A 20,390-nucleotide genomic window follows, 5' to 3' on the forward strand; every position below is an offset into this window, starting at 1 on the left:
TCCCGTCCCGGAGTCATCTCATGCCCCAACATACCCATGCTCTTGGCGCTTTGATAGCCTCGCGCATCTGCCATGATCTCGTCAGCCCGCTGGGGGCGATCGGCAATGGGCTAGAGTTGATGGGCCTGTCCGGCACTATGGAAGGGCCGGAAATGGCGCTAATCGCGGCCTCGGCAGCGCAGGCCTTGGCGCGGGTGCGGCTCTTTCGGCTGGCCTTTGGTCTGGCTGAGGACGATCACGTCACGCGGGCCGAAGAACTGCGCGACATTCTTGGCACCCTGCACGCGGGGGGGCGCATCACGCTTACCCTTCAGATCACCGCTCCGCTGCCACGCCCGATGGCGCAAATCCTGCTGCTTGGCTTGCTGTGCGTGGAACAGGCCCTGCCGCAGGGCGGGCAACTCGCCGTCAGCCAAACGCCTGAAGGATGGCAGATCGTGGCCACTGCGGCCCGTCTTGCCCCGGATGTGGATCTTTGGCGCGCGCTCTGCGCAGAGGGGCCTTGGCCCCGGCCTACCCCCGCGCAGGTGCATTTCCAGCTCTTGCATCACTGCCTCGCGGCGCAGGGCGCAACCCTTCAGCGCCAACTCACCGACACAGAGTTTCGCGTCACGCTCTGACGGTCCCATCCCCTTCAACCAGATACTTGAAACTGGTCAGTTGCGCCGCCCCCACCGGGCCGCGCGCATGCATCTTGCCGGTAGCGATGCCAATTTCCGCACCCATGCCGAATTCGCCCCCATCGGCAAATTGCGTCGAGGCGTTGCGCATCAGAATCGCACTGTCCAGCCGGGCAAAGAACCTCTCCGCCGCCGCATCAGCTTCGGTCACGATGCATTCGGTATGGTTCGACCCGTAGCGACGGATATGCGCGATGGCATCATCAATGTTTTCAACAACTTTGACGGCGATGATACTGTCTAGGTATTCGCGGCCCCAATCCTCGTCCGTGGCCGGCACAGTTCCCGCAATCCCCTGCAACGCCGCATCGGCGCGCACCTCGACCCCGGCCTCGATCAGCGCGCGGATCACATTCTGGCCGATGGTGTCGACAATATCGCGATGAATAAGCAGACATTCCGCCGCCCCGCAGATCCCGGTGCGCCGGGTCTTGGCATTGAGCACAACCCGAAGCGCCTTGGCCGCATCCGCCGCCGCATCGAGATAAATATGCACGATCCCCTCAAGATGGGCAAAGACCGGCACCCGCGCGTCACGCTGCACAAGGCCCACAAGGCCCTTGCCGCCGCGCGGAATGATCACATCAATCGTGTCGGTCATGGTCAACATTGCCTCAACCGCGGCGCGGTCCCGCGTCGGCACAAGCTGAATCGCATCCTCTGGCAGGCCCGCCGCGCGCAATCCCGCGACCAGACAGGCATGGATCGCACCCGAGGAATGAAAACTTTCTGACCCGCCGCGCAAGATCACCGCATTGCCGGATTTCACGCAGAGGGCACCGGCATCCGCCGTCACATTCGGGCGGCTTTCATAGATCACGCCGACCACCCCCAATGGCGTGCGCACCCGGCGGATATGCAGGCCCGTGGGCCGGTCCCATTCCGCCAAAACCTCGCCCACTGGATCGTCCTGCGCCGCAACCGCACGCAACCCGTCGACAATACCCTGAATACGCGCCTCATCGAGCGCCAGCCGGTCCATCATCGCATGAGACAGCCCCTTGTCACGACCATAGTCCAGATCGCGGGCATTGGCGGCCAGGATCTCGCCCCGCCCGGCCCAGACCGCCTCTGCCGCCGCCTCTAACGCTGCGCGCTTGCTCGCGGCATCGGCAATGGCCAAATCCGCAGATGCCGCACGCGCCCGCGCCCCGATTTCGGCCATCAGCGCCGCAATCTCTGTCTGGTCTTTCATAGTCCGCCCTCCGGGCTCTCAGAATGCCATATCGTCACGATGCATCAAAGGCCCCCGCGCTGGATACCCCAGCACCGCCTCGATCTGATCCGAACGCAGCCGCTTGATCCGCTCCGCATCCGCCGCATCATAGCGCGTAAGCCCTTGGCCAAGCACGCGCCCCGCTGCATCGGCCACCTCAACCGGATCGCCCCGGCCAAACCGGCCTGAGACCTCTGTCACACCGGCAGCAAGCAGGCTGCTGCCCGCTGTAAGAGCGCGCGCAGCGCCCTCATCAACGATGACACGCCCCTTGGGCTTCATCGCGGCAATCCACGCCTTGCGCTTTTGCTGCGGATCGCCTTGCGCCAGAAACCATGTCGCGGCGGCCCCCTCATTTAGCGCGCGCACCGGATGCAGCACATCGCCTTGCGTGATCGCCATCACGCAGCCCCCCGCCGTGGCAGTCTTGGCCGCCAAAAGCTTGGTCTTCATGCCACCCTTGCTCAGGCCCGATACGGCGTCACCCGCCATCGCCTCGATTTCGGGCGTGATCAGGGCCACGGTGTCAAACCGTCGCGCGGTCGGGTCCTGCGCAGGGTTGGCGGTATAGAACCCGTCCACATCGCTAAGCAGGATCAACTGATCCGCACCTGCCGTCACTGCAACCTGCGCCGCCAGCCGATCATTATCGCCATAGCGGATTTCATCCGTGGCCACGGTGTCATTCTCATTGACGATGGGCACAGCCCCCAAGCGCAAAAGCTGTTCCAGAGTGGCCCGGGAATTGAGATAGCGCCGCCGGTCGGTGCTATCCTCGAGCGTCACCAAGACCTGCGCCGCCGTCAACCCATGCGCGGCCAAGGCAGCATCATAGGCCCCCGCCAGCCGGATTTGCCCTACGGCGGCGGCTGCCTGCGACTGCTCCAGCGTCAGCACACTTTGCGGCAGGTTCAACACCCGACGCCCAAGCGCGATAGACCCAGACGAGACAAGGATCACATCCGTGCCGCGCTGCCGCAACCAGACAACATCCTCGATCAGCGCGCCCAGCCATTCGGCCCGCAAGGCCCCACCGACCCGGTCCACCAACAGGGCCGAGCCGATCTTGATCACCAGTCGTTTTGCGTCAGTTACGGTTGCCACGGTGCGTCTTCTTCGTCCTCGTCACTCACCTTGTGGCGCAGGCGGTCCGCGTCGATGCGCTCGCGCAGCGCGCGCAGCACCTCCGTCACGCCTTCACCGGACACGCCAGACATAAGCATCACCGGCGTGCCGCAGGCGGCCTCCAGCTCATCGCGCAGAAACGCGCGCTCTTCATCATCCAAGGTGTCAATCTTGTTCAACACCGTCACACGCGGCTTATCCGCCAAACCCCCGCCATAGGCCTCAAGTTCGGTGATGATGGTCTGATAATCGCCCACGAGATCGCCTGAACTGCCATCGACCAGATGCAGCAGCACCGCACACCGCTCGACATGGCCCAGAAAAAGATCACCAAGTCCGCGCCCCTCAGACGCGCCTTCGATCAGCCCCGGAATATCGGCCACCACGAATTCCACATTATCCACGCCCACAACCCCCAGATTGGGATGCAGCGTGGTAAAGGGATAATCGGCAATCTTGGGCCGCGCGTTCGACGTGGCGGCAAGAAATGTCGATTTTCCCGCATTGGGCAAACCCAAAAGCCCGACATCGGCAATCAGCTTGAGCCGCAACCAGATCGTGCGCTCGATCCCCTCTTGCCCGGGATTGGCGCGGCGCGGGGCCTGATTGGTCGAGGTTTTGAAATGCAGATTGCCCCAGCCCCCGTTGCCGCCCTGGGCCAAAAGCACGCGCTGCCCGATTTCGGTCATGTCGGCCAGGACTGTTTCCATGTCCTCATCAAGGATTTCCGTGCCCACCGGCACGCGCAAAACGATGTCATCCCCGCTCGCGCCGGTGCGCTGGCGCCCCATGCCCGGCGTGCCGCTTCTGGCAAAAAAGTGCTGCTGATAGCGAAAATCAATCAGCGTATTCAGCCCATCCACAGCCTCTGCCCAGACCGAACCGCCATTGCCGCCGTCGCCGCCATCCGGCCCGCCAAATTCAATGAACTTTTCGCGGCGAAAGCTGACGCTGCCCGCGCCGCCGCCGCCAGAGCGGATATAGACCTTTGCGAGATCGAGAAATTTCATAGTCTGTCCTTATCGCAAAGGCCCAGTGCGGGGCCTCAGATCATCTTTTTACTATAGGTCCAGGTCAGAACCTTGGCCCCACGCGCAACACTGAACGCTTCGGCATCTCCAAGATACTGAAACCCGCAATTCGTCAAGACCCGTGCCGAGGCCGCATTGTCCTGAAACACCGAGGCAAAGATCGTGCGCGCCCGGTGCGGATTGGCCGTCAAGAGCGCCTCAACCGCCGCCGAGGCCACCCCTGTATTCCAATAGGCCGGAGCCACCCAATAGGCGATTTCGGACTGTCCGTCATCCACCCGTTCAAGGCTGATGAGGCCCATCACCTCAGAGCCGCCCGCCTTGGTGCCGTCGATCGCCCAGATATCCTCGGACCGGTCCTCGGCCTGTGCCCGGGTGATCAACGCCTCCGTGGCTCCCGGTGGCAGGGGATGCGGGATGCTTCGGGTAAAGCGCGCCACGCGCTCATCCCCGGCATTCATCCCGATCAACCCCGCATCCGACACCCGCAAAGGGCGCAGATCGAACCGTTCCGCCGGCATCACCGGTTGGTTGACAATCGTTTCGTATTTCATGCGCCTGCTCCTCCGATCAGCGCCAAAGTCATGGCAAGAGATGGCCCCTCTCCGCCAAAGCACAACGGCACGCTCGCGCAATTGTGCAGTGTCGTCACCCCGCGAGCACGCTCCCCAGCCCGCAAAAGCGAAAAGGGACCGGCGGTCTCGCCGATCCCCTCTAGTCTAAAAACCCTAAGGACGGCTTATTCAGCGGCCTCCGCCACTGGCAGAACCGAAACAAAGGTGCGGCCCTTGAGGCCCTTGTGGAACTTCACAGCGCCTTCCGCGACGGCAAACAGCGTGTGATCCTTGCCTTCGCCCACGTTCAGACCCGGCCAGAACTTGTTGCCGCGCTGACGCACGAGGATATTGCCGGAAATAACGGCTTCGCCACCGTATTTCTTGACGCCAAGGCGACGACCATCAGAGTCGCGCCCGTTACGGGATGAACCGCCTGCTTTTTTATGTGCCATTTGGTCTCTCCTTAGCCTTTAGCCAACTCTTTGGCCTGTTCGATCCAGCCTTCACGCTCGATCCGGCCCTTGAACGACAGTTTTTCGTCCATGGCAGCCACATCGGCTTCGGTCCATGCCGCCACTTGGGCAAAGGTGGTTACACCCGCTTCAAGCAGCTTCTTCTCAAGTGCGGGGCCAACGCCCGACAACCGCTTGAGATCATCGCCACCCGCTGCCGGCTTGGCGCTGGATTTCTTGGCGGGCTTCGCTTCGACCACAGTCGCAACCGAGCCGGAACCGACAGCTGCTTTGACGCCTGTTGCGTCTGCACCGCTGGCCAGAATCTCGGTGACACGCAGAAGCGTCAGCTTCTGACGATGGCCACGGGTACGCTGCGAGCCGTGCTTACGGCGACGTTTGACAAAGTTGATAACCTTGTCACCCTTGATTTGATCAACGACCTCGGCCTGAACGGCCGCACCGGCCACAAAAGGCGCACCGATCACGGGGGCATCGCCACCGAGCATCAGGATATCGTTGAACTGAACTTTCTCACCAGCATCAGCTGCAAGTTTCTCAACACGAAGAATGTCGCCCGACGACACCTTGTATTGCTTGCCACCGGTCTTGAGGACCGCAAACATGGGCTCTTCCTTTTCTCTCCGCGCTCTGTGGTCCCCGGATGAACCGGGCGTTTTCGGCCCTCAGGCCACCTCGAACTGCGCCCCTATAGGGGTGTATATCAAAGACAAACCCGGCAAGATCATCCCGCCGGGTTGCGCGCTGATGCCAAACTCCATCGTCAGAGTCAAGGCCCAGCCGGGCAAAACCACGCCAAATCCCTCATAAATCCTCGCCTTGCATCGTCAAAGCGGTGGCCAACCCAAGTTGATAGGACAACTCTTCATACATCGCATCAAAGGCCACGAACAGCGCATGATTCAACTGCTGGCCCTCGGCACTGCGGTAAAGGGCAATATAGGCCTCAAGCACCTCTTGCGGCAACGGCTGATAGGCCATGGTCAGATAGGCCTGCAACCAATCGCGGGTCTCCTCGCGCATCTCAGGCTCCTGCGCCCAGATTTCCGCCAGCATTTCCTGTTCGCTCAGATCAAGACCGCCGCCATCAGCCAGCCCTCGATAAAATCCAAGGTTGGCATTCAGTGCCCCCGCGACATTGCGCTCGATCAGATCACTATCGGCAATAAGGGTCGCCACATGGCGCACAATCGGCGCATCCGCCGCCGCCAACTCGGCATAGCGCGCCTCTGCCGCAGCCTCTGTGCCGTCATCCAACAGCGCCCGACGCCCGGCAATTTCCAAGGCGACAACCTCAGCACCCTGCCCTTCGAAAAACCCAAGCAAAGCGCCGGTGTCGGCGCCGTCCATCGCCTGTGCGAACCGGCTTTGCACCTGCGCCAGCATCCGATCCGCATCATAGACACGGCCCACCACCCGATCCCAACGGGCCCGCTCGACCGCGCTCAACATTTCGTCGCCCACATCGCCGCCATAGCGCAGCCCTTCGGCCCGCATGATCGCCACGGTTTCTTCAAAGTGCAGCGCGGCCATCAGCCGATCAACCTCGCCCGCGCGCAGTGGCAGCGCCGCCAGCAGCAGCGCCGCACAGGCAAACAGAACCGCCCGCACCCTCACAGCTCCTGCGCCGGGGTCAGCCCCCGCATCCGCGCCGCCAAAACCTCGAACCGGTTGGCCATGATCTCATATTGCACGGCATTCATAAGCTCATAAACCCGCGCCATGATCGGATGCTCGAGCGCCGCAACATAGGCGCGCAGATCCTCAATAGGCAGGCTCTGATAGGTATAGGCCGCACTGGCCAGCGCCGAGGCGCGCAGGCTCTCGCGCAATTCGTCTTCGTCCTCCGCCAAAAGCGCCCGGAGCATGGTTTCGTCGATCTCGCTTTCCAGCACCCCCGCATAAGAGGCCGCAAGCAAGAACCGCACCTGAATTTCCTGCACCGCACGCACCCCGGTGCCCGCACTGTCCACCGCCGCATTCATCGCGCGCAGCACCTCGACACGCTCAGGCGGCATCGCGGCCAACAGCGCCTCACCTTCAGCCCGCTTGGCGTCGTCATCCTCATGCAGATGCGCGGCATTCTCGACCAAAACCAGACGCTGCCCCAAATCCGAGGCATAGAATTCGGCCGCATGGCCCAACATCTCGTCGTCCATCGCCTCTTCGAGGATGCTCAATCCCATCTCACGCATCCGTGCGGTCTCAAACACCTCATCGGCCAGCGTGCTCCAGCCCTGCCCGAAATCACTGGCCGAAAGCCCCAGCATCGCCGGCGCGCCCGAGGCCGAGAGCGCGATACTGTCCAGCGCCACGCCAAAGCCAGTCACCTCCAGAAACGCCTCCAGCCGCGCCCGATCCGCCGCACGCAGAGGCCCTGCGATCAACGCCATCAACACCACCGCCAGAACCGTCAAAACGACGCCGCGCGCCGGTGACCGCAAGCGAACCTCGCTCATGACACGTCATCCTTTCCAGATCGCTTCGCTCAGACCTTAGCCCAACCTAGGCAAATTATCCCGCGAAACAATGCAAATCCCCCTTGCCCCCCCCGCCAAAGGCAAATAAACGCTTGCTCCACCAGACCCCCGCGGAGAGGTGCCGGAGTGGTCGAACGGGGCGGTCTCGAAAACCGTTGTGGGGGCAACCCCACCCAGGGTTCGAATCCCTGTCTCTCCGCCACTATCCCCTTAAGTCATTTACCTACTTCAAATCTTTTGGGCGGGCTGTGTGTTTGCTGGCATCGCTCCTCATTGTGGTGTCTCCTAAAATCCGCGAGACTGCTGCGCCAAGAGGTTATGCAGTTGCAACGATCAGTGCCGCCGAGGTGAGGCCTGAGCAGGCCAAGCACAGAGACAAAACGCCATGCCACTCGTTACGGATTTCGAGACTATCCTGCCGAAGAACCGCCTGTCCTTCACGGCGGCTGGGCCCGTGCTGGTTGTGTCCTTTGACAATGCCGTCGCGGCGCAGCGCAGGGCACCGAACAGGCGGGCTTGGGGGCATGGGTTCTTTTTGCAAGAGGGGCATTCCGTTCTGGGTGTCCTGGCGGATGACACCGATTGGTTCAGATGCCCTGCCCTGCACGCCAGCCTGCTGGCGCTGCGCGACCAGGGTTTTTTCCAAAACTTCGCGCAGGTCATCATGACCGGCACCTCTATGGGCGGCTTTGGTGCGGCGGCCTTTTCGTCATTGGCCCCCGGCTGCCGCGTGATCAGCTATACCCCACAAAGCACCCTGAATACCGATCTAGTGCCTTGGGAAACCAACCACGGCAAAGGACGTCGGCAACGCTGGGATGGTCTCTTCAACGATGCCGCCGTCGAATCGCGTCAGGCCACCGAGGTCTATCTGTTCTATGATCCGTTCCACAGCGAAGATCGCCGTCATGCCGCACGCTTTACCGGGGAAAATGTCCGGCACCTGCGCAGCCCTTTGCTTGGGCACGGCCTGCCCGAAGCCTTTGACGCCATGGGTCTTTTGAAGGAGGTGTTCCGCAAGGCCAGCACCGGCACGCTGGACAACGCCTGGTTTTATTCCGAGATGCGCGCCCGCAAGACGCTGCCCAAATATCACAAGGAAATGCTGCAGGCCCTCGCACGGCATCGCCACCTCAAAACCGGTGCCGCCGTCGCGCGCCGCGCCTTTGAGACATTCGCCGACCCCTTCTTTGCAGAGCGCGAAGCGCTGTTCACAGCCGCCACGGGAAACATCCTGCAAGCGATGAACCAAGTGGACAGGCTCGCTCGGGCGCAGCGCCTGCGCAGTCGCGCGCGCGCAGAGACACCAGAACGCGACTAAGCGCAAACCACGCGCCACATCTGTCAGACGGACCACCGCGCGCGCCGTTTACGCAGACGTTACAAATCTCTCAAACCCACGTCACAAACCGCCTCTATCGGTCCCCGGTATCATGTCTCAATCTGGGTGGACCCTCCTATGGCCTATACGCTCCAACTTCTGCATGCCAACGATCTTGAGGGTGGCGTTGCCGCTCTGGACAACGCGCCGAATTTTGCCGCGATCGTCGACACGCTCGAAGATACATTCGAGAACACGATCCTGCTTTCTGCCGGAGACAATTACATTCCCGGCCCATTCTTTTCGACCGCAGCGGATTTCTCGATGGGGGCCACCCTGACCGCCGCTTATGAACGCTTTTACACAGAGGTTCTGGGCCTTGATCTGACCGGCGTGACGCTCGACATCGACGAAGGCCCGGGCCGCGTCGACATCACTATCATGAATGTGCTCGGCTTTGACGCCTCGGCAGTCGGCAATCACGAATTCGACCCCGGCACCAATGCCTTTGCCGGCATCATCAATGCCTCTGGCGGCAATGGCGAGATCAACTGGGTGGGTGCCCTCTTCCCCTATCTTTCCGCAAACATCGACTTTTCGGGTGACAACAGCCTTGGTCGCCTCTTTACCGACGAGATCCTGACCTCGGATATCTTCGCGGAATCGTTGGCCGATCTGGCGGCGCGCAATATCGGCCCGGCCATCGCCCCCGCCACTCTGATCGAAGAAGGCGGCGAGTTGATCGGCGTGGTCGGGGCCACCACCCAGATCATCGAGACGATTTCCTCGACCGGCGGCACCAATGAGATCACCGGCGGGGCCAACAATATGGCCGCTCTCGCCGCCGTCATTCAGCCGCAGATCGACGCGTTGATCGCGGCGGGGGCCAACAAGATCATCCTCACCTCGCATCTTCAGCAGATTTCGCTGGAAAAGGAACTGGCAGGGCTGCTTGACGGGGTGGATATCATCATCGCGGGCGGCTCTAACACGCTTCAGGCCGATGCCAATGACCGGCTGCGCGATGGCGATGCAGCGGCCGAATCCTATCCTTTCCTGACCGTGGATGCGAATGGCAATCCCGTGGCGATCGTCTCGACTGATGGCGAATACAGCTACCTTGGCCGCCTCGTGGTCGAATTCGACGATAACGGCGTTCTTGTGGCCGATTCCATCGACACCGCCGTCTCGGGCACTTTCGCAACCGATGCGCAGGGCGTTCTCGACGTGACCGGTGCCGCCACTTTGACAGAAGCGCTCGACGCTTCGGCCAAGGCCAGCATCGTGCAGGACCTGACCGATGCGGTGCAGGTCATTGTGGACGAGGCCGACGCCATCGCCTTTGGCAACCATGACGTGTTCCTTGACGGACGCCGCGAAACCGTGCGCACCGAGGAAAGCAACCTTGGCAACCTGACTGCCGATGCCAATCTCTCGGCGGCACGGGGTGCCGATACCACCGTCAACGTCTCTTTCAAGAACGGTGGCGGCATCCGCGCCGAAATCGGCTCGGCCACCAATACCGGCACTGATGCAGGCGACGGCGTGCTGTCGCAGCTTGACCTGCAAAACTCGCTGCGGTTCAACAACGGTCTGGCCGTCGCCACCGTGACCAAAGAAGGCTTTCTCATGCTGCTCGAGCATGGCGTGGCCGACACCGATACCGACGCAGGCAACACCCCCGGTCGTTTCTTTCAGATCGGCGGTTTCCGCGTCAGCTTTGATGAGGCAGGCATCGCCCAGCAACTCGTGACCGATGCGAATGGCGATTACGTGGTCGATCCGGCCACCGACCGCCCGCAAGTGGCCGTCGCAGGCGACCGGATCAAGACGGTGGCCTTGATTGATCCCGAAACCGGCGATGACATCGTGATCTTTCGCGATGGCGCCTTTACGGCTGAGGCCCCCGAGACGATCCGCATGGTCACGCTCGATTTCCTCATGCAGAGCAATGGCGACGGCTATCCGTTTCAAGAACTGATCTCGGATGTGCAATTCCTGACGCCTGAGGGCGGCATCACATCCGACACAGAGGCGGATCGCCTTGGCGAACAGCAGGCCTTGGGCGATTTCATGTCCGAGAATTTCCCCGACGAAGACACCGCCTTTGCCAATGCCGAAACCGATGTGGTCAACGACCTGCGCATTGTTCAATTGGCGCGCAATGGCGGGATTGACCGCATTCTGCTGGACGAAAACACCCCAACGCTTGAGGTGTCCATCGCTGCCAACCTGCTCAGCGGCGAGACCGAGCTTTTCACCGGCGGCTCCGAAGTGGTCTCGGTGGACGCAGGCCGCGCCTATGTCACCAACGGCGCACAAAACCGGGTTGACGTATTCGATGCCGCCACCGGCGAGAAGCTCTTTGAATTCGATCTAGATCAGGTTCAGGGTTTTGACGGCGTGCAATCGGTCGCTGCCAAAAACGGTCTTGTCGCCGCGGCCATTTCGGTCACACCGGCCGAGGCCAATGGCGTGGTTGCGATCTTTGATCTCGAAGGCACCCTGCTCAACACCATTGAGGTCGGCAATCTGCCCGACATGCTGACCTTCACCCCCGATGGCACGCGCATCCTCGTGGCCAATGAGGGTGAACCGCTCGACGGCACCGATCCGCTCGGGTCTGTGTCCATCATCGACCTCAGCGGCGGCGCGGCCAATGCCACCGCCGTCACGCTCGATTTCTCGGCCTTCGACGGCCAAGAGGACAGCTTGCGCGAGGCCGGCGTTCTGATCCAACCGGGCAACTCCGCCTCGCAGGATCTGGAGCCGGAATATATCACCGTGCTGCCCGATGGCGTCACCGCATGGGTCAGCCTGCAAGAGGCCAATGCCTACGCGGTCATCGACCTCACGACCAACACCGTGACCGACATCCGCAGCTTCGGCCTCGTGGATCGTTCGCTTCCGGGCAACGAGATCGACGCCTCCAACCGCGACAACGCGATCAACCTGCAAACCTATGACAACCTCTTCGGCATGCGCCAGCCTGACGCGATCACCTCGATCGAAATCGGCGGCGAAACCTATATCTTCACCGCCAACGAAGGCGACGCCCGCGATGCGACCGAGGCCCGCATAGGCAGCCTTGATCTTGACCCAACGGCCTTTCCAAATGCCGATATCCTGCAACTGAACGAAAACCTTGGCCGCCTCAACGTGCGCACCGATCTGGGCGACACCGACGGCGATGGCGATTACGATCAGCTGTTCCACTACGGCGCGCGCTCCTTCACCGTCTATAATGCGGCGGGCGAGATCGTCTTTGACAGCGGGTCGCAGTTCTCGCAGCTTATCGCCGAAATCCGGCCCGAGCTCTTCAATCAGGACGAAGGCGAGTTCGACAACCGTTCAGACGACAAAGGGGTTGAGCCCGAGGCCATCGCCGTGGGTGTTGTCGAAGGCAAACCCTATGTCTTCATCGGGCTTGAGCGCGACAGCGGCATTATGGTGTTCGACATCTCGGACCCCGCAAACCCGGTGTTCGACAGCTATATCGACAGCGAGGCCAACGGCAACATCAGCCCCGAAACCATCGCCTTTATCCCGGCAGAGCAGAGCGCGACAGGATTTGCCCAGATCGCCATCGCCTATGAGGGCGACGGCAACACCGCAATCTACAACCTCGACAACCTCGGCGTGGACAGCTCCCCGACCGGGCGCAGTGATGGCGACGACACATTGGTGGGCACCGACGGTGACGATGGTTTTGGCGCAGGCGCGGGCGACGACCTCGTGAACGGCGGCGCAGGCAATGACAACCTCGGCGGTGGCTTTGGCAATGATACGGTGAACGGCGGAGCTGGCAACGACACCATCGGGGCTGGCTTGGGTGACGACATCGTCAACGGCGGTGCTGGAAACGATGTGGCCAATGGCGGCGCAGGCAACGATCTGGTGCGGGGCGAGGACGGTAATGACCGCCTCGGTGGCGGTCAAGGCGCCGACACGGTCGAGGGTGGCACCGGCGATGACTTCATCGGCGGCGGCGCAGGCACTGACCTGCTTGATGGGGGCGAAGGCAACGACAGCCTCGGCGGCGGCTTGGGTGACGATACCGTTCTGGGTGGCGCAGGCGATGACTTTGTCGCAGGCGGCGGGCGCGATGACGCGCTGGATGGCGGCGCAGGCAATGACACGCTCAACGGCGGTTCGGGTAATGACCTGATGACCGGCGGCGAGGGTGTGGATACCTTCGTCTTCAACACGCTGACCAGCGGCGAGGCCGACATCATCACCGATTTCGATGCCAGCACCGAAACCGTCATCCTGCGCAGCGTGGCCAGTTTCGACACGCTCGACATCACCGATACGGTCGCCGGTGCGGTTGTAGCGGTCGACGGCCAGACCATCACCTTCGAGGCGGTTCTCGCGGCAGACCTCACCGCAGATAACTTCCTCTTCGGATAAATACTGGTCCAGGCAAAAATTCACCGGCCCCGTTCAACAGCGGGGCCGGTTTCCTTTCGGCCGCCTTTTCCAGATACGCGCGCTCGCCTCAGACACGCGGAATTCGGTCTTTCAATATTTCAAGAATGGCATCGCTGTCACACCCATATAAATAAAGACTACCGACCTTGTCCCAACACCAGAACGCCCCCGTAACGATACGTCGCTCTTTCGTCGCCATCTTTAGCCGCAGTCCGCCAAGAGACCGGGGCGGCGTGTCACGCCGGTCCATCCAGCTTGGCACCTCCATCCCGTCGATGTCGGCAAAGCGCAGCTCCGCCCCGACCGGCAGAAACAGCAGGCGCTCAGCGTCGATGCGGATTTCGCGCACGTTCCAAGCAGACTTGAGACTGTATAGTCCAATGGCCAGCCCCAAAATGGCAACGATCAGGATTTTGCGTTCATAGGGCGGCCCTTCGGCAAGCGAGACCGCAACGTAGACCGGAATCAGTATCAGCCAGAACCAACCAAACCACAGCAACAACCGACGCCGTACCGGAAAAACTCGCTCTTCACTCATACCGATACCCCATCAAGAAAATGCCCCGGATCATCTCCGGGGCATTTTTTTACAGCTTTCTCAGTGCGCCACGGCCCCCCGGCCCTCTTCGCCGGATTTCAGCGCGGCCTCGGCAGCGGCGGCCTCTTCGGCCTCTTCGTCCCATTCCACAGGCTCCGGTGCCCGCACCAGCGCCAGTTTCAGCACGTCGCGCACGTGATCGACAGGGATAATATCCAGCCCCTCTTTCACATTGTCCGGGATCTCGGCCAGATCCTTTTCGTTCTCACGCGGAATTAGAACGGTCTTGATCCCGCCCCGCAACGCCGCCAGCAGCTTTTCCTTCAGGCCACCAATAGGCAGCGCATTGCCGCGCAGCGTGACCTCGCCAGTCATGGCGATATCCTTGCGAATGGGAATGCCGGTCAGCACCGATACGATGGAGGTCACCATCGCAAGGCCAGCCGAGGGGCCATCCTTGGGCGTCGCGCCTTCGGGAACATGGACGTGAATATCCCATTTCTCGAACTTGGGCGGCTTGATCCCCAAATCAGGTGCCACAGAGCGGACATAGCTTGAGGCAGCGTCAATCGACTCTTTCATGACATCGCCCAGCTTGCCGGTGGTCTTCATCCGGCCCTTGCCCGGCAGGCGCAGCGCTTCGATATTCAGCAACTCACCGCCCACAGAAGTATAGGCCAGCCCGGTGACAACACCCACCTGATCGCTCTCTTCGGCCAGACCGAACTTGTATTTGCGCACCCCAAGGAAATCATCAAGGTTTTCAGGCGTGATCGTGATCGCCTTGTCCGTCCCCTTGATGATCCGCGTCACCGCCTTGCGCGCCAGCTTGGCAATCTCACGCTCAAGGTTCCGCACCCCGGCTTCGCGGGTGTAATAGCGGATCACGTCGGTCAGTGCCGCATCGGTCAGCGCAAATTCACCCTTCTTGAGGCCGTTGTTCTTGACCTGCTTGTCGACCAGATGTTGCTTGGCAATCTCGCGCTTTTCATCCTCGGTATAGCCCGCCAGCGGAATGATCTCCATCCGGTCGAGCAGAGGCCCCGGCATGTTATAGCTATTGGCCGTGGTCAGGAACATCACGTTCGAAAGGTCGTATTCCACCTCAAGACAGTGATCGACAAAGGTCGAGTTCTGCTCGGGATCAAGCACCTCAAGCATCGCCGACGCCGGATCACCCCGGAAATCCTGCCCCATCTTGTCGATCTCATCGAGCAGGATCAGCGGATTGGTGGTCTTGGCCTTTTTCAACGCCTGAATGATCTTGCCGGGCATCGACCCGATATAGGTCCGCCGGTGGCCACGGATCTCAGACTCGTCGCGCACCCCACCCAGAGAAATCCGAATGAACTCACGCCCCGTCGCCCGCGCCACGGATTTACCAAGGCTGGTCTTACCCACACCCGGCGGGCCGACAAGGCACATGATCGGGCCCTTCAGCTTTTGGCTGCGTTGCTGCACCGCGAGATATTCGACGATCCGCTCTTTGACCTTGTCCAGACCATAGTGATCGGCATCAAGGATATCCTGCGCCTTGTGCAGGTCCTTTTTGGTGCGGCTTTTGACACCCCATGGAATGCTCAGCATCCAGTCGAGATAGTTGCGCACCACAGTCGCCTCAGCGCTCATCGGGCTCATGCTTTTGAGCTTTTTCAGCTCGGCTTCGGCCTTTTCTGCGGCTTCCTTGCTCAGCTTGGTCTTGGCGATGCGCTCTTCCAGCTCGGCAATCTCGCCCGCGCCATCCTCGCCATCCCCCAATTCCTTCTGAATGGCTTTCATTTGCTCATTCAGATAATACTCGCGCTGCGTGCGCTCCATCTGGGATTTGACGCGCGTCTTGATCTTCTTCTCGACCTGAAGAACGCTCATTTCGCCCTGCATGAGGCCGTAAACCTTCTCCAGACGCTCGCTCACGCTCAACGTCTCAAGCAGTTCCTGCTTGCGGCCCACATCCAGCCCAAGATGACCCGCCACCAGATCCGCCAACTTGGCCGGCTCTTCGGACTCGGTGACAGCGGCCATCGCCTCGTCGGGGATGTTCTTTTTCACTTTGGCATAGCGCGCGAATTCATCGCCGACCGTGCGCAACAGCGCCGCGATCGTGGTCGCATCGCCGGGAATTTCGCTCAGATACTCGGCCTTGGCCTCGAAGAATTCGGAATTGGCCAGATACTCGGTGATCCGCACCCGCGCCACGCCCTCGACCAGCACCTTGACGGTGCCATCGGGCAGCTTGAGCAGTTGCAGCACATTGGCCAGCACGCCCACGCGGTAAATGCCGGACTCGGCGGGATCGTCATCTGCGGGATCAATCTGGCTCGACAGCAGGATCTGCTTGTCATCGGCCATGACCTCTTCCAGGGCGCGCACAGATTTCTCGCGCCCCACAAAGAGCGGCACGATCATATGCGGGAACACCACGATATCCCGCAGCGGCAGGACCGGATAAGAGGCGTTGAGGGTGTCTTGCATGCTCGTATTCCTGTTTTTAGCAAGAGGGCACCGGTCCCGCGCGGCGGCAACCACGGCCCTCTCCGTTACGTTAGCCCTAACTTGGGGCGGACCCCGTCAGGTTTCAACAGATTCGGCAAACATTGCCCGCAGATCAGGTCGGGCACAAGGGCGCATCATAGCCTAGGCCCCGCTTTGCATGGTGTCTCAGGCCGCCAGACTGCGGTCGCGCATCAACGACGTCACCGCGTCCTGCACCCGCTCCAGCGCGGCACTCACCTCGTCATGAAAGCGGTCCAACTGCCCCAAGATGGATTGCAGCCCCGACAAGCGCTCGCGCAGAATACCCGCTTCGACACGCAGCACGACCCGCACCATCGCCAACCCCGTGACCATGCGCCGGATCATCTCGGCATCCGCCGACAACTGCCGGACTGCGCGATAGCCGTCCTGCATGGCGCGATCCGCCTCGATCCGATACCGATCCCGCAGGCCCGCGACCACCTCCATCTCGGCGGTCGCACCCAGATGGTTTTCGCGCTCCGCTTCTTGGGTAAAGAACGTGACCATTTCCTCCATAAGATCGGCCACGGCAATCATGAACACCGATTTTGCTTCGTCGGCCACATCCCAAGTCCCCTGATCGTCGCGCAGGGTCTGGATCACGCGCGGATGATTGCGAATATCGCGCATCATCATTTCGTAATTCTTGGCAATCTCGTTGATCGGCCCTCTGTCAGACTTGAGCTTGCAGGCTTGGATCTTCATATTGGTGGTGATCAGCTCAGCCTCTTTGAGATTGACGCAAAGCACCCGCAATTCCTGCTCAATCTCGCGCTTGACGTCAAAAAGATGACCCGACGCAGCCAAGGCAGGCGTGACCGCGCGTTTGCGCGCTCCTTCGCGTGACGCATGTTCGCGGCGCAATGCCTCGATCTGAAACACGCCATAATTGGCAAAGCCCGCGTCCATCAAATCGGCCTCAATGGCCGCTGCACTTTGCTCAGGCGTCAGACTGCGCTCGCGCTCGCGGCCCAAGGCGCGGGCATATACCTCTTTCACAGTCGTGAAGAGCGCACTCGTCGGCTTCAACCGCACCGACAAATAGCCGCCATCAACCGGCGAAACCACGGCGAACACCCAATAGAACCGCCCATCCTTGGCCCGGTTCTTGACATAGGCCCCAACCGAATGGCCACGTTTCAACCCTTCCCACATCAACCAGAACACACCTTTGGGCATGTCGGGATGCCGCACCAGCTTGTGCGGCGCGCCGACCAGTTCCTCGGCACTGTAGCCCCCGACACGGGCAAACACGGGGTTGAACGCCCGGATCACCCCGCGCGTGTCGGTGCGGGAAAAGAACAGCTCATCTGCTCGAAAAGGAACCTCTTGGTCGACAAGTGTTTTGTCGGCCCTTGGGCCAGACCGTGCGGCGTCGGCGTGCATATCCACCTCGTGCAGTATGTTTCATGGTCAGAAGGGTCAGACAACACCGCCTGCGTCTTTGGCTAAACGGTCATGCTTTATACAACTTTAGGGTCAGACCGGCACAAATCGTCCTGCGCTGTCCAAGTCCCTTATCCCTCGTCACCTGCTGCGATCCTGCACGTATCGCGCCATCTTTGCGCGCAGCCCAACAGGCCGCGCGCAAAATATCATGTCAGACGATCCTTAAACGGTCTCAAGCGTCGGATAATCGGTATAGCCCTCTGCCCCGCCGCCATAATACGTCGCCTGATCACCCTCATTCAGCGGCGCATTCAGCTCTAGCCGCTCGGCCAGATCGGGATTGGCGATATAGGGCCGCCCAAAGGCCACCAGATCAACCTTGCCCGTCGCCACCCGCGTCAGCGCCAGATCGCGGTCATAGCCATTATTGGCCATGTAAACCCCGGTCCATTTGGCCCGCAGCGCGTCAAACGCGCCGTCGCGTGCGCCACCCGTGCTGCCCTCGATCAGGTGCAGATAGGCCAGACCCCGCCGGTTAAGCTGCTCGACCACCCAGCCAAAGCTGGTATCAGGATCGCTGTCCGTCGCGTCATTGAACCCCGACCACGGCGAAAGGCGAATACCGATTTCCCCCGGTGCCCAGACGGTTTCCAGCCCGTCCAATACCTCAAACAGCAACCGCGCCCGATTGCCCACTGATCCGCCATAGGCATCTTCGCGGGTGTTCGGACCGTCCTTCAGGAACTGATCCAGCAAATAGCCATTGGCGGCATGCAATTCGATTCCGTCAAACCCGGCCTCCTTGGCCGCCTTGGCGGCATGGACATAATCCGCAACCAGCCGCAGCATCTCATCTGCGCGCAGGGCGCGCGGCGTCGATGTGTCCTCGAACCCGGCCGTCGTGACGGTCTGTGCCTTGGCCGCCACCGCCACCGGCGCAACCGGGGCCTGCGCATCGGGCTGCAGCGACGTATGGCTGATCCGCCCCACATGCCAGAGCTGAATGACGATCTTGCCCCCCTTGGCATGCACCGCCTCTGTCACCTTTTTCCACGCGGCAACCTGCCCGGGGCTGTAAATGCCCGGCGTGCCGACATAGCCCTTGCCCTCGGGGCTGATCTGCGCGGCCTCGGTGATGATCAACCCGGCCCCGGCGCGCTGCCCATAATAATCCACATGCAGCGCACCAACCTCGCCCGTGTCATTATCGGCGCGGTTGCGTGTCAGCGGGGCCATGACAACCCGGTTGGACAGATCAAGATCACCAGCTTTGGTGCCGGAAAACAGTTTGTGGCTCATGGGGAATGCTCCTTGTGCATGCGATTTACGCTTGCACTCAACCTATGCCCCCGCTGCCGCCACACAAGTCCGCCAGCTGCGCCCTATCCCACAGGCCTTGCCGCACCACCGCACAGAACCCGGCCATTGACAGGCGCGCGCTTAGAGCGGGTCGATATCGCCCTCTGCGCGGCCTGCGTGAAACGCGGCCTCCCACGCTTCAAACTGCCCCTCGGCAATCGCTGCGCGCATCTCTGACATGATCTGTTGGAAATAATGCAGGTTGTGCCATGTCAGCAGCATCGAGCTGATGATCTCCTGCGACCGGAACACATGATGCAGATAGGCGCGGGAATAATTCCGACAGGCCGGACAGGTGCAGGCCTCATCCAATGGCCTCGGATCATCCTGATGCCGCGCGTTCTTGATATTGACCACACCATGCCGGGTAAACACCTGCCCGGTGCGCCCCGACCGGCTGGGCAGCACACAATCCATCATGTCGATGCCACGCTTCACGGCCCCCACGATGTCATCGGGCTTACCCACCCCCATGAGGTAGCGCGGGCGATCCTCCGGCAAAAAGCCCGGCGCATAGTCAAGCACGCCAAACATCGCCTCTTGCCCCTCCCCCACGGCCAGACCGCCCACGGCATAGCCGTCAAAACCAATGGCTTTCAGGGCCTCGGCACTCTCTTCGCGCAACTCGGGCGTAACACCCCCCTGCATGATCCCGAAGAGCGCGTGACCCGGCCGGTCGCCAAACGCCTCTTTCGAGCGCGCCGCCCACCGCATGCTCAGCCGCATACTCTCGGCCACCGCCTTATCGGTCGCGGGCAAGGCGGGGCATTCGTCAAAACACATCACGATGTCAGACCCCAGCAACCGCTGGATTTCCATCGACCGCTCGGGCGTCAGCTCATGCTTGGACCCGTCGATATGGCTCTTGAAGGTCACACCCTGCTCGGTCAGCTTGCGCAACCCTGCAAGGCTCATCACCTGAAATCCGCCCGAATCCGTCAGGATCGGCCGCTCCCAGTTCATGAACCGATGCAACCCGCCCAAGCGATCAATCCGCTCAGCCCCCGGCCGCAGCATCAGGTGATAGGTATTGCCCAAGAGGATATCCGCCCCCGTGGCGCGCACGCTTTCGGGCATCATCGCCTTGACTGTGGCCGCCGTGCCCACCGGCATGAAGGCTGGCGTGCGGATGTCACCGCGCGGCGCGCGGATCACCCCTGCCCGCGCCGCGCCGTCCTGTGCCAGTTTCTCGAACCCGAACCGCATGCCGTCAATTCCTATCGCTTTAGCCCTTTTGCCCCCCTTTAAAGCGGTTTACCCTGCCTTGTAAAATGCC

At 61.3% G+C, this 20,390-nt stretch carries 16 protein-coding genes and 1 tRNA gene; 4 read left to right on the forward strand and 13 right to left on the reverse strand.

Annotated features, from left to right (window positions below; genetic code table 11):
• Nucleotides 1-20 precede the first annotated feature (20 nt).
• The gene (locus tag ACLGGT_RS18095) at nucleotides 21-620 is read left to right on the forward strand and encodes a histidine phosphotransferase family protein (RefSeq protein WP_437197111.1); all 600 of its coding nucleotides are present in this window, start codon (nucleotides 21-23) and stop codon (nucleotides 618-620) included.
• Here the strand turns inward: ACLGGT_RS18095 and ACLGGT_RS18100 are convergent.
• The 8 genes from ACLGGT_RS18100 to ACLGGT_RS18135 all read right to left on the reverse strand — a co-directional run bounded on the left by ACLGGT_RS18100 (nucleotide 610) and on the right by ACLGGT_RS18135 (nucleotide 7,541).
• Nucleotides 610-1,875 (reverse strand): glutamate-5-semialdehyde dehydrogenase, encoded by a 1,266-nt coding sequence (locus ACLGGT_RS18100; protein ID WP_437197112.1) that lies wholly within the window; start codon nucleotides 1,873-1,875, stop codon nucleotides 610-612. The genes ACLGGT_RS18095 and ACLGGT_RS18100 overlap by 11 nt on opposite strands.
• 18 nt (nucleotides 1,876-1,893) lie before the next feature.
• Nucleotides 1,894-3,000 carry a glutamate 5-kinase gene (proB, locus tag ACLGGT_RS18105; RefSeq protein ID WP_037297675.1) on the reverse strand — a complete coding sequence of 369 codons (1,107 nt, stop codon included), beginning with the start codon at nucleotides 2,998-3,000 and terminating at the stop codon, nucleotides 1,894-1,896.
• Entirely contained in the window at nucleotides 2,988-4,031 is a 1,044-nt protein-coding gene (gene obgE, locus ACLGGT_RS18110; protein WP_081506258.1) for a GTPase ObgE, read from the reverse strand. Before obgE ends, proB begins: the two co-directional genes overlap by 13 nt.
• Before the next feature lie 35 nt (nucleotides 4,032-4,066).
• The gene (locus ACLGGT_RS18115; protein ID WP_008281134.1) at nucleotides 4,067-4,606 is read right to left on the reverse strand and encodes a GNAT family N-acetyltransferase; all 540 of its coding nucleotides are present in this window, start codon (nucleotides 4,604-4,606) and stop codon (nucleotides 4,067-4,069) included.
• 185 nt (nucleotides 4,607-4,791) lie between these two features.
• Entirely contained in the window at nucleotides 4,792-5,061 is a 270-nt protein-coding gene (rpmA, locus tag ACLGGT_RS18120) for a 50S ribosomal protein L27 (RefSeq protein WP_008281135.1), read from the reverse strand.
• Nucleotides 5,062-5,072: 11 nt separating this feature from the next.
• A complete protein-coding gene (locus ACLGGT_RS18125) occupies nucleotides 5,073-5,687 on the reverse strand; it encodes a 50S ribosomal protein L21 (protein WP_008281136.1) in 615 nt (204 codons plus the stop codon).
• Nucleotides 5,688-5,886: 199 nt separating this feature from the next.
• Nucleotides 5,887-6,693 (reverse strand): hypothetical protein, encoded by an 807-nt coding sequence (locus ACLGGT_RS18130; protein ID WP_037297677.1) that lies wholly within the window; start codon nucleotides 6,691-6,693, stop codon nucleotides 5,887-5,889.
• Nucleotides 6,694-6,695: 2 nt separating this feature from the next.
• On the reverse strand, nucleotides 6,696-7,541 hold the full coding sequence (locus ACLGGT_RS18135) for a DUF2059 domain-containing protein (protein ID WP_219434522.1): 846 nt from the start codon (nucleotides 7,539-7,541) through the stop codon (nucleotides 6,696-6,698).
• A 133-nt stretch (nucleotides 7,542-7,674) separates the two neighbouring features.
• Between ACLGGT_RS18135 and ACLGGT_RS18140 the strand changes: the two genes are divergently transcribed.
• The 3 genes from ACLGGT_RS18140 (at nucleotide 7,675) to ACLGGT_RS18150 (ending at nucleotide 13,293) form a co-directional block, all read left to right on the forward strand.
• Nucleotides 7,675-7,764: transfer RNA gene (locus ACLGGT_RS18140), tRNA-Ser, on the forward strand.
• 183 nt (nucleotides 7,765-7,947) lie between these two features.
• Entirely contained in the window at nucleotides 7,948-8,883 is a 936-nt protein-coding gene (locus tag ACLGGT_RS18145; protein WP_437197113.1) for a hypothetical protein, read from the forward strand.
• Between the two features lie 138 nt (nucleotides 8,884-9,021).
• A complete protein-coding gene (locus ACLGGT_RS18150) occupies nucleotides 9,022-13,293 on the forward strand; it encodes a choice-of-anchor I family protein (RefSeq protein WP_437197114.1) in 4,272 nt (1,423 codons plus the stop codon).
• A gap of 88 nt (nucleotides 13,294-13,381) precedes the next feature.
• Here ACLGGT_RS18150 and ACLGGT_RS18155 read toward each other — a convergent pair whose 3' ends face one another.
• The 5 genes from ACLGGT_RS18155 to tgt all read right to left on the reverse strand — a co-directional run bounded on the left by ACLGGT_RS18155 (nucleotide 13,382) and on the right by tgt (nucleotide 20,320).
• Complete coding sequence (locus ACLGGT_RS18155; RefSeq protein WP_437197115.1) at nucleotides 13,382-13,852, reverse strand: hypothetical protein; 471 nt, start codon at nucleotides 13,850-13,852, stop codon at nucleotides 13,382-13,384.
• A 60-nt stretch (nucleotides 13,853-13,912) separates the two neighbouring features.
• Nucleotides 13,913-16,324, reverse strand: coding sequence for an endopeptidase La (gene lon / locus ACLGGT_RS18160; protein ID WP_437197116.1), 2,412 nt, complete (start codon nucleotides 16,322-16,324; stop codon nucleotides 13,913-13,915).
• A gap of 186 nt (nucleotides 16,325-16,510) precedes the next feature.
• The gene (locus tag ACLGGT_RS18165; RefSeq protein ID WP_219434526.1) at nucleotides 16,511-17,752 is read right to left on the reverse strand and encodes a PAS domain-containing protein; all 1,242 of its coding nucleotides are present in this window, start codon (nucleotides 17,750-17,752) and stop codon (nucleotides 16,511-16,513) included.
• 225 nt (nucleotides 17,753-17,977) lie between these two features.
• Entirely contained in the window at nucleotides 17,978-19,054 is a 1,077-nt protein-coding gene (locus ACLGGT_RS18170) for an alkene reductase (protein ID WP_219434527.1), read from the reverse strand.
• 141 nt (nucleotides 19,055-19,195) lie between these two features.
• On the reverse strand, nucleotides 19,196-20,320 hold the full coding sequence (gene tgt, locus ACLGGT_RS18175) for a tRNA guanosine(34) transglycosylase Tgt (RefSeq protein WP_437197117.1): 1,125 nt from the start codon (nucleotides 20,318-20,320) through the stop codon (nucleotides 19,196-19,198).
• Nucleotides 20,321-20,390: the final 70 nt, after the last annotated feature.

The sequence above is a fragment of the Roseovarius sp. MS2 genome (assembly GCF_051447875.1).
Lineage (GTDB): Bacteria > Pseudomonadota > Alphaproteobacteria > Rhodobacterales > Rhodobacteraceae > Roseovarius > Roseovarius mucosus_A.

Coding starts and splice junctions, on each gene's coding strand:
- ACLGGT_RS18100 (WP_437197112.1), bottom strand. CDS start 1,875: ATGAAAGACCAGACAGAGATTGCGGCGCTGATGGCCGAAATCGGGGCG.
- ACLGGT_RS18095 (WP_437197111.1), top strand. CDS start 21: ATGCCCCAACATACCCATGCTCTTGGCGCTTTGATAGCCTCGCGCATC.
- ACLGGT_RS18165 (WP_219434526.1), bottom strand. CDS start 17,752: ATGCACGCCGACGCCGCACGGTCTGGCCCAAGGGCCGACAAAACACTT.
- ACLGGT_RS18145 (WP_437197113.1), top strand. CDS start 7,948: ATGCCACTCGTTACGGATTTCGAGACTATCCTGCCGAAGAACCGCCTG.
- rpmA (WP_008281135.1), bottom strand. CDS start 5,061: ATGGCACATAAAAAAGCAGGCGGTTCATCCCGTAACGGGCGCGACTCT.
- ACLGGT_RS18125 (WP_008281136.1), bottom strand. CDS start 5,687: ATGTTTGCGGTCCTCAAGACCGGTGGCAAGCAATACAAGGTGTCGTCG.
- ACLGGT_RS18150 (WP_437197114.1), top strand. CDS start 9,022: ATGGCCTATACGCTCCAACTTCTGCATGCCAACGATCTTGAGGGTGGC.
- lon (WP_437197116.1), bottom strand. CDS start 16,324: ATGCAAGACACCCTCAACGCCTCTTATCCGGTCCTGCCGCTGCGGGAT.
- tgt (WP_437197117.1), bottom strand. CDS start 20,320: ATGCGGTTCGGGTTCGAGAAACTGGCACAGGACGGCGCGGCGCGGGCA.
- ACLGGT_RS18115 (WP_008281134.1), bottom strand. CDS start 4,606: ATGAAATACGAAACGATTGTCAACCAACCGGTGATGCCGGCGGAACGG.
- ACLGGT_RS18155 (WP_437197115.1), bottom strand. CDS start 13,852: ATGAGTGAAGAGCGAGTTTTTCCGGTACGGCGTCGGTTGTTGCTGTGG.
- ACLGGT_RS18170 (WP_219434527.1), bottom strand. CDS start 19,054: ATGAGCCACAAACTGTTTTCCGGCACCAAAGCTGGTGATCTTGATCTG.
- obgE (WP_081506258.1), bottom strand. CDS start 4,031: ATGAAATTTCTCGATCTCGCAAAGGTCTATATCCGCTCTGGCGGCGGC.
- ACLGGT_RS18135 (WP_219434522.1), bottom strand. CDS start 7,541: ATGAGCGAGGTTCGCTTGCGGTCACCGGCGCGCGGCGTCGTTTTGACG.